Raw genomic sequence first — 13,535 nt, 5'->3', positions numbered from 1 at the left:
CAAGACGGCGCAGCGGTATTATTCATTCGCTGAAATTTTGCATTCCGGCACGGGGCGAACCCAAGGAAGGCTTTCACTCTTCCCGGAAGGCGCGATTGAGTTGATCCGCAAGCGGTTTGACGAGATAGGAGAGGGCGGTTCGTTCCCCGGTCTGGATCATCGCCTCGGCCGGCATGCCGGGAAGCAGTGTGAGACCGCCGAGTTTCTGCAACGCTTCATGCGGCACGGCGATGCGCACGACGTAGAACGAGAGGCCAGTCCTTTCATCGACTGTGAGGTCAGCCGCGATGCGCGAGACATGACCTGAAAGTTCGGGTGTTGTGCGCTGGTTGAACGCCGATAGCCTGAGGACTGCGCGCTGGCCGGGCCGGATCTGGTCGATATCACGCGGCGCCATGCGAACTTCCAAAGCAAGATCATCTCCCTCCGGAATGACGAGCATGATCGTTTCGGCCGGATTGATCACACCACCGACCGTATGCGCGGCGAGTTGGTGAACGATGCCCGATTGCGGGGCGAGGATATCGATGCGCTTCAATTCGTCTTCCGCGGCCACCTTACGCTCGACATACTCGCCGATCTGCCCCTGGATTTCGCGCAGTTCTCGCCCGACTTCCGTCTTCATGTCCTGATCGATGGAGAGAATCTGGAGCCGTGTCTCGGTAATCTTGCCCTGCGTTTGTGCCTGATAGGCGATCTTCTCGCCGCGCTCGCCATCATAGGTTGCTGCCTGGGTCTTCAGGCTGTTGAGCCGCTGGACCGAAACGACGCCCTTGTCGTGAAGCGATTCCTGCGAGGCAATTTCCGTGCGCAGCACGGTGAGCCCGCCGGCATAGGCAATCTCCTGTGCTTTCAGTCCCTCGATCTCATGCTCATACTGGGCGATGCGTTCGGCAAGCTGCGCCTTGCGCGCATTACGGGCGTCGCGCCGAAATTCGAAGAGGCGGGTCTCGCTCCTGACCGCAGAGACGATGTTGGGGTCACTGCTATCCGCACTCAGACCAGGCGGAAAGTCGATCGCTTCATTGTCATCGCGCTCGGCTTCGAGGCGGGCGAGGCGGGCATGAAGCTCGTTCAAACGCTTCGTGACGATGGCGAGGTTGGCCTGCGTTTGCGTGGCATCAAGCCGCACAACGACCGCGCCTGCCTTCACGGCTTCGCCTTCCTGTACGCGTATTTCTCCAACGATGCCGCCTTTGGCGTGCTGCACCTTCTTGGGGTAGGAATCGACGACGAAATGGCCCGATGCCACCACCGCGCCGGCGAGTTTCGTCGTGGCCGCCCACCCGCCGACACCCCCGGTCAGCAGGGCGACAAGTGCAAGGCCAGCCGCAAGGTGAATGCGGATGGAGCGGGTCACGGTCGTCACATCAGGTGTTACCATCTGTCTTTTCAGGCTCGCTGCGATCTTCGGATTTCGCGGGGTTTGCGACGACGCGCAGCGGCATGATCCCATGGCCGGTTGCGGTGAAGCCGGTTCTGCTCGCGGGAGCAGGCTTCAGCACCTGTCCGAGGACAGCGTCGCGCGGACCGAATGCCTTCTGGCGTCCGCCCTCCATCATCAAGACCTGATCGACCACGCCGATGGCGCTCGGGCGGTGGGCGACCACCACGGCGATGCCGTTGCGTTCCCGCACCGAGGCGATGGCGCGCACGACCGCTGCCTCGCCTTCGGCGTCGAGATTGGCATTGGGCTCGTCCAGCACAACGAGGAAAGGATCGCGATAAAGTGCACGCGCCAGCCCGATACGTTGGCGCTGACCGGCTGAAAGCGAAGAGCCACCTTCACCGATGCGCGTCTTGTATCCATCCTCGAAGCGCAGGATCAGGTCGTGGGCGCCAGCGGTCCGGGCGGCCGCTACGATATTCTCGGCGTCGGCGTCCTCTTCAAAGCGAGCGATGTTCTCCGCGATAGTGCCGCCGAAAAGCTCTACGCCCTGCGGCAGATAGCCGATGTGTCGCCCAAGTGCCGCACGGTCCCACTGATCGAGACTGGCGCCGTCCAGACGCACCTTGCCACCAGCCGCCGCCCATGCGCCGACGAGTGCGCGCGAAAGTGTCGATTTGCCCGATCCGGAGGGACCGATGATGCCGAGCGCGCTCCCAGCCTGGATATGGAAGCAGATACCGGCCACCGTCGGCCGCTTCTCGCCGGGCGGCAGAATGGTGACGTTCTCAACACGCAGGTCCCGGCACGGCGCTGGAAGGGCCATTGTCTCCGGCACGGGCGGGATTCTGCCGAGCAGATCCTGAAGGCGCTTCCAGCTTTGCCGGGCCATAAGGAAGGGTTTCCAGCTGGCAATCGCCAGATCGACGGGGGCCAGCGCCCGCCCCACCATGATGGAGCTCGCGATCATGATGCCGCCGGTGGCCTGTTGTTCGATCACCAGCCAGGCGCCAACGCCGAGCACCGCCGATTGCAGCATCAAGCGCAAGGTTCTCGACAGGCTGCCAAGGCCACCCGCGATATCGCCGGCGCGGCGGTTGGCGGCGAGGTAGTCCGCGTTCGCCTGCTGCCAACGCGCTTCCAGTCGCCCGGCAAGTCCGAGCGATTGCACGATTTCGGCATTGCGACGCGTCGCCTCGAGGAGGCTGTTGCGCATCATGTTGTGGGCGATGCTCTCCCGAACGGGATTCTGCGAAAGCGCATTGGCGAGAATGGTCAGGGCGACGAGCACGAGGGCACCCGCGAGCGCCGTCACGCCGATCCAGAAATGAAAGAGGAAGCAGATGCCGAGATAGAGCGGCATCCAGGGCAGGTCGAAAAACGCGGTCGGGCCCTGTCCCGAAAGGAAACCGCGGACATTGTCCAAATCACGCAACGGCTGAAGCCCATCGCCCGGCATACTGGCGACAAGAGGCAGGCGCACGACAGCATCGTGCACAGGGCCGCACATCACGCCGTCCACGTGCTCGCCTATGCGCAGCAGGATGCGCGCCCGAACGATATCGAGCCCTGCCTGGAAGAGGTATAGCCCTGCCGCCAGGACGGCCAGACCCACGAGTGTAGGCACGCTGCCGCTTGCCAGAACACGGTCGTAGACCTGAAGCATGAAGAGCGGCGAGGTCAGCGCCAGAACGTTGACCACGCCGCTGATGAGCGCTATCCCCAAGGATGCTCGTCTGAGAGGTGAGGCGACCGCCGCAGTCAGAGACTGCGACGGGGCCTGCTGTGGGGCTACCAACACTACAGCAAACTTCTCAGACGAACAGGTTTAAGCCGCTGACGAGCGAATTGTTCGCAATGTCCTGGACGGAAATGCTGCCGTTCACGCCATCCGTGATGGTGGCATCGTAGAGGCCGCTGACGGTATCATAGGCGTAGGTTACGGAAAGTGCGCTGCCGGCCGCCCATGCGGAGATATCGATGATGTCTTCTGCAGCGTTGAAGTCTGTGATGACGTCGTTGCCGTCCGTACCGCTGAAGACAAACCGGTCATATCCATCGCCGCCAGTCAGCGTGTCGTTTCCGTCGAAGCTATAGATCACGTCGTCGCCAGAGCTACCGTTGAACGTATTGTTCTGGCTGTTCAGCACGCTGATCAGGTTCGCCGGATTGCCCTGCATGATGCCGTAGACGAAGTTGTGAACCGGGTTTGCGGCACCCGTGCCCGTCAGCCCAAGCCCGCTGATGTCGATATCCCACGATGATTGAGAGAACGTGTCCGTGCCGGCATTGTAGCTAAGCCCCTGGCCGAAGGTAGCGCCATCAACGGCACCGGCAAGAACATGGGACGTCATGTCATAGTAGAGGTCGCCCGCGCTGCCGGAATCGATCACGACAGTATCGGCACCGCCGACGCCACCGACCGTCGCACTGTTGCTGTCGGCGACGGCGAACTGATTACCTGAGAAGTCAACCGGATTTGTGGAGAAGAAGCCGTAGTAGCCGGGCGTGAAGGTGGTGTCCCAGGTGTTCAGATAGGCGAGAAAGTCGATGCCTTCGCCATCGTTGTTGGCGTCGTTGAAATCGATCGTTGCCATTGTGCTTTCCTTTCTAGGATGCGCCGCATCCGGACCTCGGATGCAGCTGGTCTCACGCCGGTTCGGGTTTGAACCGGCGCGATCGCGTGATCAGAACCGAACCTTGAGCGACAGGGTCGCCGTGCGGCCGGGTGCTGGGAAATCGGATGAGTTCATCGGGTCGACATAGGCGACGTCCGTCAGGTTGTTGACGGCGAAGCGCAGCGAGGCGTTCTCGTTGAACTCCCAGGAGCCGTAGATGTCGAAGGTGGTGAAGGGCTTGGCCTTGTAGACGGTCGAGAAGAGGCCAAGCTGTTCAGAGGGAACGACACGGTTTGCGCGAGCGCCAACATTGAGTTTGTCGTCGAAGAACCGCATGCCCACATCGGCCGTGAAGCGATACTTCGGAGCGACGGAAACATACAGGACAGTGCCATTTCCTGTGGACGTGGCATTGTCCCAGGGATTGTCGTTATAGACTTTTGAGAAATCGCCCTTCGTGTAGGTGAAGGTGCCGCCGAAATAATAAGGCCCGGCATCGTAGTTGCCCTCAATCTCGACACCGCGCAAACGCGATTCGCCCAAGAGGTTTGTATAAGCATAGAAGCTGTCGATCTGGCCGCCAGTGACTGGACTGCCCGTGACACTCCCGAGCGCAATATAGTTGTCGATCGTCTTGTCGAAATAGGCTGCCTTGAAACGAACGCTGTCTCCGGCTGCCAGCAAATCGTCGCCGCTGAGGTTAACGCCCACTTCCCACGTCTTCGACGTTTCCGGCTGTAGGTTCGCATTCGGTGCGTTGCTGATCGGTATGCCGCCTACATGGACGCCGCCAAGCAGCATCTCTCCGAGCGTACCCGGTCGAAAGCCCTCGCTGTACTTTCCGAAAACCTGGATGCCGTCCTGCGGCTTCAGCGCAACGAGAGCCTCCGGCGAGAAGCGACCAGCAGATTTGTCGATGGATATATTATGAATGATATCGCGCTGGGCATAGACCGCGGGGATACGCCTGATGCATCGGGTCGGATTTAGAGGATGGTACTGCGCGCAATATGCCTCTTGGACGATGACGAGCTCGCTTCCTCCGTTGACGAGAGAAGAGCCGGTAATTTTATAGTAGTCATATCGTCCGCCGATCGATGCCTCAAGCCATTCCTGATGCTCATATTTCGCGGTGGCAAATGTGCTGGACAACCAACGGTCGCCGGTGGGATTCGGGCCTGTGAACCACCAGGTGTTCGTAGCATCAGTCGGGTTGCGTGCCGCAGCTTCCGTTTCGGCGCGATCGAGGAAGAGCTCCGTTCCGTAGTGCAACGAGAGATCCCCCGTGGCCAGTGCGAAGGTGCTGGTATTCTCGATGTTGAAGCCGTACGTGCTCAGGCCGTAGTCGAGATCGAACGCGCCGCTTCCGTTGCGCGCCGAGCGCCACTGATGGTTTTCCGTCCGGTTCCACCACAGCTGGCCTTTCAGGTCGAAGAGGGGATCGTCGGGCTTGTAGGTGTACGTCAGCGTGCCCGTCAGATTGCGCACATGGTTGGTGTTCTCGTTCGTGGCGAGCGCCGTGCTGGTCGTGAAGCGCGCATCGTAGCCGACGAAACCGAACTCGATGTGCTGGTCGTTCTCCAGGTCGAGGCCGGCCTTGATGAGGCCGGACGTGGTGTCCGAGCCGGTGAAGACGGGCTTGTCGCCGCCCGGATTGCTTTCCAGCGTTCCATTCTTGCCGATTTCATATGCATCGAGGTTCTTGCGGCTGAGCGCCGCCACGATGTCGATGCCGTCATCGGTACGGGCTGCGAGGGCTGCAGAGCCGTAGAATTCATAGGCGTTGGTACCCTTGGTCGCATCGATCCAGCCGCCGGCATTGCGGCCTTCAAGAAGCACATCGTCGGCCGTCAGCGTGCGAAAACCGACGACGCCACCATGGGAGCCACCGCTGCCGACGCCAGCGCCGGCATTCTTGTCAACCTCCACGGCTCTGACCAGAGCGGGGTCGACATAAACATTCGACGTGTAGCCGTGACCCGCCTGCTGGAAGTTCTGACGTGCGCCGTCGATCGTCGTCGTCACACGGGTCTGGTCCTGCAGGCCTCGCACATTGATGGCGACACCGGGATTCTGTGCCGCGCCGGCGACGGAGACACCGGAAACCCCGGAAAACAGATCATAGGCGTTGCGCGGCTGCTTCTTCTCGATAGCCGTGCGCGATATGACGCTGACACTTGCCGGAGTTTCGTAGACCCAGTCAGGCGTGCCCTGGAAGCCGGCACCGCTGGCCGCGCTGCGCGGACCTTTTCCCACATTGATCGTTTCCAGCACCGTGGAGCCGTCGGTCGCCCCGAGGTCCGAGGTCTGGTCGTCGCTGCTCAGGATGGCTGAATTGCCGCTGACACGACCGTGTATGCCGGTGCCTGCAAGCATGCGGGACAGGGCCTGAGACGGTGTGAAGCGGCCGATAACCGCATTTGTGCGGATGTTTCCTGCCTGCGTCGAGGAAAGGGTAACCTGAAGCCCGGATTGCCGACCAAAGGCGCCCACGGCATTGGCCAATGTTTGCGCCGGGAGATTGAAGGCAATGCGTGCCGTTTCCGTCGAACTAGTCTCGGATTCGCTTTCCTTTGGCTGTATGTCTTGTCCCAGTGCCGGTGCACATGTGCACATCAGGGCGAGCGCCGTCGTTGTGACAAATATTGTGCGGGCGAGGCCTGTTCCGTTGCCTTTCGCAATTAGTGTCACCGGGTACTTGGTATGCATGTCTTCGTCTCTTCGTTGCAGCGCCGCTTCATGCGGCACTCAACGGAAAGACGGACAGCTGCGGATTATTTCCCAGTTTTTTTCGTAGTTTACGCTAAACCTTGATTATTCCAGTCATATTTTTATTATCAGAAGCGGCTGATGAGACGCGCGACCGGCGAAACACGACGCACCTTTCCGCCATAGGGAGCCACAAGGGCCTGCAGTGCCTGATCGGGATTGCGAAGGTCGTAGAAGCCTGTCACCCGCCGGCTGGCCAGTGTGCCGTCGGGCAGCGAGATCCAAGCGGGGTGGTAGCGGCGGATCTGCTCCACAACGGAGCCGATTGTGGCATCGACCACGAATATCTTCCCATCGCGCCATGTGGCGATGTCGGAAACCGGAATGATCGTGCGCGACACTTCGCCGGTGGCGCTGTTTGCGGTCAGTTGATCGCCTGGCACGAGGAACTCCTCCGCCGCATCGTTGGTGACAGACGCCTTGACGGAGCCTTCCGTCAGGGCAACGACCGTGAGCTCGCCGTCTGTCTGCACATCGAACTTTGTACCGAGCACGGTGACCGTGACCCCGTTGGCATCGACGGTGAAGGGGCGGCTTTTATCCGGCGTCACCTCGAAAAAGGCCTCGCCTGCCAGGAGACGCACGGAACGACGCCCGTTCTTGAAATCCGTGGCGATGGCGCTGGCGCCGGAGAGGTGAACGAGGCTGCCGTCCTCCAACGTCACCGTACGGCTTTCCGCGGTCTGTGTCCTATAGTCGGCTTCCATACGAAGCATGACGGTTGGTCCGACAATGAACGCGAGACAGAGCATGGCGGCAGCAGCGGCCCCGAACATCCCTGCGCGACGTGCCAAGGCTGCGCGGCGCGGGCGGTAGGATTTCGGGGAGGCCGAGGCGTGTGCGGCGTCCTTCCAGCTTTCCTTGAAGACAGGAGCGGTTGCGCCGAGGGCCTGCCAAGCGACCTGCAGGCGCGCCCATGCCTGCCGATGTTGTTCGGCTTGGTCGAGCCAATTTTCGAAACGATCCCGGCAGAGGCGATCACCTGGCTCTTCCTGCAACGCAATCATCCACCCGGCCGCCTCGTCGGCAATCTTCTGGGGTATGTCCGTTCCTGTATTGCGCATGCCGGTCATCGCTTTCGTCTCGTCCGTACCCGCAGAAGCCCTCGCGAATGTACTCGTCACCTATAAGACGAATAGCTTCGGGGATTTTCTCAGGATCCGGTGCGATTTCTCTTTCCTAGAGTATTTTTTTCAGCAGTTCCGCCAGGCCGGACTGGATCAGCCGATGGGCGCTCGATGTCGAAACGCCAAGATGACGCGCGATCTCCTCGATGCGGTAGCCGCCGAAACGATGCATTTCGAGCGCTATGCGCTTTTCTGTCGGCATCGTCTCCATGATGGCCTCAACCTGGCGGACCCGATCACAGAGAAGGACCTGGTCTTCCGGTGTGTCATGGTTTTGTGGAAGGCCCCACCAGGGTGTATCGTCGGGATGTCCGCGCGCTTCAAGCCGGCGCCGCCGCCTCGTGTCGAAGGCGAGATTGCGCACGATACGATACAGATAGGACTTGAGGCGCGAGGGCGATTCCGCCGCTTCCGGCACGAAGCGCACGAAGGCCTCCTGCACGATATCTTCGGCATCCTCCCGGGAGCCGAGAATCGGCGTGGCATACCGCACCAGTTCGGCGCGATAGGCCACATAGGCTTCGTTGCGCGTATCTCGTCCCTGACTGCCCATATGCCCGCCAAGCGCCTTCCGTCACGGTCCAGCATTACCTTTCGCAGGACTCCAGCACCCCCGATTGCCGTTGGTGACTGTGATAGCCATAATAAGATGAGTTTTGCAATCATGTTATTGCGGGCGACGACATACCGCGAATACGCTGTTTTAAAACAGCGGGACGGATACAACTCCCGCAATGCGGTGCTCACCTGGTCCAGTCGACAAATCGCGCCGGTCTACGCCGCGCTGAGGTTGGCGCAGACGGCCTTTGCCGTTTCCTGATCGGTGATCAGGATGGTCGCGATGCGGGCCTTCAGCATCCCGTGGATCGCATCAACCTTTTCCGGCCCGCCACCTATACATAGGCGGTCCGGTACGTTCAGGAAATCGTCGATCGGCATGACGAGATGGCGGTCGTCGAAACCTGTGCGGATGATCGTGCCATCGATGTCGAAGAAATAGCCTGAGGCGAAGCCGACTGCGCCTTTATCCTGATACTGCCGCAGAAGCTCTTCCGTCATGACGCCGGTATCTTCCAGCAGGGTGGGGCCGGTGATGTGAGTAACGCCGAAGAGCGATTTCGTGCAGTGTCGCAGGAGTTCGAAATGCTGGCCGACGATCGGCTCCTGCATGAGGAGCGACTTCATGTTCGCGTTGGACACGACGCCCGGCGCGTGCAGGTTAACGCAGCGCGCATTCAGGCGCGCGGCGATGTTGGAGGTGCACAGTTCGGGGGAGAAGTCGTATGTCGCTATCGAGCTGCCGGTAACCTGGGCCACTGTGACGCCGGGCATGCTGGTCGGTGAAAGCGCCTTCGACAGCGCCATGACCGTGCGTCCCCATGCGACGCCGACGACGTCGTCCTTTTCCAGCTTCTGTTCGAAAATCCGCGCCCCGAGCCGCCCGATCTGTTCGGAAAGCGCGGCCCCACCCGATGACGAGGGCAGGACATAACACTCGGCGAGCTGCCCCTTCTCCTTCAGTTCGACAGACAGGTCGGCGCGCTCAAGGCGTGTCGGGTCGATGGTGATTGTGACGATGCCTTCATCGCGCGCCTTCTGAAGCAAGTTGAATACTGAGGAGCGGGATATGCCGAGCCGCGTGGCGATCTCGTCCTGCTTCAGTCCCTCCTCGTAGTAAAGCCAGGCCACCCACAAGGGCAAATCCGCGCCGAATTGCATGGGTGGTGCTTTTTTTCGGCCATTACGGTCCTGAGGGTGTTCGGATTGCATCAGCGTCGTTGGCCTCCTTTCTCCTCATTTGGCAGCTTTTTATTCGCAAGTCCAGTTTCGCAGGAGCGCCTGCCCGCAGTGGTCCTGGCAAATTTCATGCGACAATGAAAAATGTTATTGACATTTTGCATTGGTAGGTGAAAATTGCCATCAGCAAGTCTGGGAGGACATGATGTTGCATGCGGCACCCGCCGCCCGACGGCCTGTCGGGTGGCAAGACTGGAACACGCTTATCCGCGACGTGAGTGCCGGACGGTGGATCGACCCCGATACCGGCGTCGCCGCCGAAGTTCCCTTCAAGGCCATCTTCATCGAGGAAAGCGTGCGTGGCGGCGAGGCCGACTATGTCGCAAGCGTGATGCCGGCCTCGACCTATGCGGTCGTCGCGGACGCCGATACCTATGACGCGCTCGGCTATGCCGTTGCCCGAAGCCTCGGTGGGCGAGCAACGACCGTGGTGCTCGATCACCCCCACGCCGACGAAGCCGCGATCCGCGAGCTTCGGGAGAAAACCCGCAACGCCGACGCCGTCATTGCTGTCGGATCGGGCACAATCAACGATCTGTGCAAATACACGACGTTTCTGGATGGCAAGGACTACAGCGTTTTCGGCACCGCGCCGTCCATGAACGGCTACACGTCGACGACGGCATCCATCACGCTCGACAACGGGTTGAAGACGACGCTGAACGCACATGCCGCCAAGGGCGTCTTCCTCGATATAGAGATCAGCGCGAATGCACCTCAGTACCTGATCGCCGCCGGTTTCGGCGACAGCCTCTGCCGCTCGACTGCGCAGGTGGACTGGTATTTTTCCCATGTCATGCTCAGGACGGCCTATGCCACGTCTCCCTACATCTTACAGGAAGCGGATGAGAGGGAGATGCTGGCAAGGTCCGCTGGACTGGGCCGTCGTGAGCATGACGCCGTAGGCTATCTGCACCGCATCCTGACCCTTGGCGGAATCGGAATCAGCGTGACCGGCATGAGCCATCCGGGCTCGATGGGCGAACACCAGATTTCCCACTGGATCGACAGCTTTGCCGGCGCGCGTCATCCCGGCACGGTGCACGGCCAGCAGGTCGGCGTGTCATCCGTGACGATGGCGCGGCTTCAGGAGATCATCCTGGCGAGCGAAAAGGCGCCCCAGATCAGGCCGACCCGTTTTGACGAAGCGGACATCCGGGCGCGCTATCCTGCGGCGGCGGTCGACCATTGCCTCGAGGCGTCACGCGCCAAGGTCCTCGATGCCGCCTCCGCAGACAGGTTCAACGCACAACTGGAGGCGCTCTGGCCGCAGTTGCGTCGAACCCTCCAGCAGATGGCGATCCCCTCGGCCAACCTTGCCGCGCATATCCGTGCCGCCGGCGGCGGCGCGACCCCGCAAGAGATCGGCATCGACCGCGATCTCTATCGCGATGCCGTGCGCTACTCGAAGGAGATGCGCAACCGCTATTCCATGCTCGACCTCGCGGCCGATATGGGCGTGCTCGAGCAGTTCATCGAGGAGGAGTGCTGATGCGCCCGCTCGACGAGCTTTCCGATGGCTTGCTGTCACAGGTGCAGGTCGTCCTCACCGATATCGACGACACGCTTACCTCCGAAGGCCAGCTTCGCGCCGAACCTTACGCCGCCCTGCAGGCGCTGGCGCGCGCAGGCTTCGCCGTGGTGCCCATCACTGGCCGGCCGGCCGGGTGGTGCGACATGATCGCCCGCTTCTGGCCTGTCGCAGGCGTGGTCGGCGAAAACGGCGCCTTCTATTTTTCCTATGATCGCGAGGCGCGAAAGATGCGCCAGGCCTTCTTCGCCACTGAACAGGAACGTCGCGAAAATCGGCGGAAGCTCGATGCTTTGCGGGACCGCATCCTGCAAGAAGTGCCCGGCACAGGCATCGCCTCCGACCAACTCTACCGCGAGGCCGACCTTGCCATCGATGTCTGCGAGGATGTCGAACCGCTGCCTCAGGGCGAGGTGGAACGCGTGCTGGCTCTCTTCAAGGAAGCAGGCGCCGTCGCGAAGCTGTCTTCGATCCACGTCAACGGATGGTTCGGCAGCTATGACAAGCTTTCGATGACCCGGCGTTTCGCCGCCGATGTGCTCGGAATGGATCTCGACGCCGATAAGGCACGGTTCATCTTCACCGGCGATAGCCCGAATGACGGCCCGATGTTCTCGTTCTTTCCGAACTCCTGCGGCGTGGCGAACGTGACCGACTTTGCCGGCGGCGAGACCGCGCTGCCGGCATTCGTCGCCTCCGAGCGTGGCGGCGAGGGGTTCGTCCAGATCGCGTCCCGTTTGCTGGCTGCCCGGCGCTCCGAGATTCGCGAGCGCGCCCATGCCTGAGATCTACGACATCGCGATCATTGGCGGCGGCATCAATGGGTGCGGTATCGCCCGCGACGCTGCGGGACGCGGGCTCGATGTCTATCTCTGCGAAAAAGGTGATCTCGGCGGTGCGACGTCGTGCGCGTCCACAAAGCTGCTGCATGGCGGGTTGCGCTATCTTGAGCATTACGAGTTCAAGCTGGTGCGTGAGGCCTTGCAGGAACGCGAACGGCTTTGGGCGATCGCACCGCATTTCGTTCGTCCGCTGCGCTTCGTGCTGCCCTACATGCCCGGCATGCGGGCGAAATGGCAGCTTCGCCTCGGTCTCTTCATCTATGACCATATCGGCGGGCGCGTGCGCCTCCCCGGGACGACGAGCGTTCGGCTGGCCGGGCAGGCGCTCGGTAAAGGACTGGTATCGTCGCTGAAGTCGGGCTTCGAATATTCCGACTGCTGGGTGGAGGACAACCGTCTCGTTGTCATGAATGCCAAGGCCGCAAGCGAACTGGGCGCGGTGGTCGAAACGCAGACAGCCATGACGGCGGCGAAACGCGATGGGGACGGGTGGTCCGTGACGGTCTCGCGCGGCGGACACCAACGCACGATCCGGGCGCGCACGCTCATCAACGCCGCCGGTCCCTGGGCCAACGACATCGTCTCGCGCACCGCAGGTCGGCCGGCGCGCGGCAAGGTCAGGCTTGTACAGGGATCGCATATCGTCGTGCCGAAACTCTATGCGCACGACCGCTGCTTCATCTTCCAGAACAGCGACGGCCGCATCTTCTTCACCATTCCATATGAGGGCGAGTACACGCTGGTCGGAACCACGGATCGTGATTTCGATGGCGATATCGACCAGTTCTCCGCGACGGAGCAGGAGAAGGCTTATCTCTGCAATGCGGTCAGCCGCTGCTTCGATAAACCGTTGACGACAGCTGATATCGTCTGGAGCTATTCCGGCGTGCGCCCACTTTATGACGATGGCGCGAGTGCAGCCCAGAAAGCGACGCGAGACTATGTGATCGAGGTGGACGAGGAGGCCGGTATCGGCCTGATCTCGATCTTCGGCGGCAAGATCACGACCTATCGCCGGCTGGCCGAGGCTGTGATGGACAGGCTTGAGCCGCTGCTTGCACGGGAGAAGGCGAAGCTCGTTGCGGCTCGAGCCGGCTGGACAGGCAGGACCGCGCTGCCGGGTGGAGACTTCGCAATCGATGCCTTCGAGGAACAGCTTGCCGCGCTACGCGCCCGATATGCTTTCCTGCCTGAAGACCTTCTGAGGCGGCTTTTCACCTATTACGGAAGCCGGCTTCCCCTCGTGCTGGGCCATGCGAAGAGCCTCTCCGATCTCGGCAGGACCTTCGGCGCAGGCCTGACGGAAGCGGAAGTGGATTATCTCATGCGGGAGGAGTGGGCGCAGAGCGCCGAGGACATCGTCTTCCGCCGCAGCAAGCTCGGTTTGAAAATGCGTTCGGAAGATATCGCGGCACTCGACCGCTTTCTGGAGGGAAAGCGGCAGTCGCTGGCGGGTTGAGGAGC

At 61.3% G+C, this 13,535-nt stretch carries 10 protein-coding genes; 3 read left to right on the top strand and 7 right to left on the bottom strand.

What is annotated here, in order from left to right; all coding sequences use genetic code 11:
* Nucleotides 1–73: 73 nt before the first annotated feature.
* From MKI86_RS12495 to MKI86_RS12465, 7 genes are all read right to left on the bottom strand, one after another.
* Nucleotides 74–1,384, bottom strand: coding sequence for an HlyD family type I secretion periplasmic adaptor subunit (locus tag MKI86_RS12495; protein ID WP_241601238.1), 1,311 nt, complete (start codon nucleotides 1,382–1,384; stop codon nucleotides 74–76).
* Nucleotides 1,371–3,188 (bottom strand): type I secretion system permease/ATPase, encoded by a 1,818-nt coding sequence (locus MKI86_RS12490; protein ID WP_370879962.1) that lies wholly within the window; start codon nucleotides 3,186–3,188, stop codon nucleotides 1,371–1,373. The genes MKI86_RS12495 and MKI86_RS12490 overlap by 14 nt, the downstream gene beginning before the upstream one ends.
* Before the next feature lie 13 nt (nucleotides 3,189–3,201).
* Nucleotides 3,202–3,984, bottom strand: coding sequence for a heme acquisition protein HasA (locus MKI86_RS12485; RefSeq protein ID WP_241601236.1), 783 nt, complete (start codon nucleotides 3,982–3,984; stop codon nucleotides 3,202–3,204).
* A 90-nt stretch (nucleotides 3,985–4,074) separates the two neighbouring features.
* Complete coding sequence (locus MKI86_RS12480; protein ID WP_241601235.1) at nucleotides 4,075–6,510, bottom strand: TonB-dependent receptor; 2,436 nt, start codon at nucleotides 6,508–6,510, stop codon at nucleotides 4,075–4,077.
* A 332-nt stretch (nucleotides 6,511–6,842) separates the two neighbouring features.
* The gene (locus MKI86_RS12475; RefSeq protein WP_241601234.1) at nucleotides 6,843–7,838 is read right to left on the bottom strand and encodes a FecR family protein; all 996 of its coding nucleotides are present in this window, start codon (nucleotides 7,836–7,838) and stop codon (nucleotides 6,843–6,845) included.
* Between the two features lie 115 nt (nucleotides 7,839–7,953).
* Nucleotides 7,954–8,454, bottom strand: coding sequence for an RNA polymerase sigma factor (locus tag MKI86_RS12470; protein WP_241601233.1), 501 nt, complete (start codon nucleotides 8,452–8,454; stop codon nucleotides 7,954–7,956).
* Between the two features lie 221 nt (nucleotides 8,455–8,675).
* Nucleotides 8,676–9,620, bottom strand: coding sequence for a sugar-binding transcriptional regulator (locus tag MKI86_RS12465; protein WP_241601232.1), 945 nt, complete (start codon nucleotides 9,618–9,620; stop codon nucleotides 8,676–8,678).
* A gap of 223 nt (nucleotides 9,621–9,843) precedes the next feature.
* On the opposite strand from MKI86_RS12465, the gene MKI86_RS12460 reads away from it, so the two are divergent.
* From MKI86_RS12460 to glpD, 3 genes are read left to right on the top strand one after another with little or no spacing between them, the layout of a single operon-like run.
* Nucleotides 9,844–11,190: a sn-glycerol-1-phosphate dehydrogenase gene (locus MKI86_RS12460; protein ID WP_241601231.1), complete on the top strand. Its 1,347-nt coding sequence runs from the start codon at nucleotides 9,844–9,846 to the stop codon at nucleotides 11,188–11,190.
* Nucleotides 11,190–12,014: an HAD-IIB family hydrolase gene (locus MKI86_RS12455; RefSeq protein ID WP_241601230.1), complete on the top strand. Its 825-nt coding sequence runs from the start codon at nucleotides 11,190–11,192 to the stop codon at nucleotides 12,012–12,014. The genes MKI86_RS12460 and MKI86_RS12455 overlap by 1 nt, the downstream gene beginning before the upstream one ends.
* Nucleotides 12,007–13,530: a glycerol-3-phosphate dehydrogenase gene (glpD, locus tag MKI86_RS12450; protein WP_241601229.1), complete on the top strand. Its 1,524-nt coding sequence runs from the start codon at nucleotides 12,007–12,009 to the stop codon at nucleotides 13,528–13,530. Before MKI86_RS12455 ends, glpD begins: the two co-directional genes overlap by 8 nt.
* The last annotated feature ends 5 nt before the right edge of the window (nucleotides 13,531–13,535 follow it).

Origin of the sequence: Shinella sedimenti (genome assembly GCF_022601905.1) — a bacterium.
GTDB lineage: Bacteria > Pseudomonadota > Alphaproteobacteria > Rhizobiales > Rhizobiaceae > Shinella > Shinella sedimenti.
Note: the sequence above shows the minus strand (reverse complement) of the source record. Positions and strands in the feature narration are given on the sequence as shown.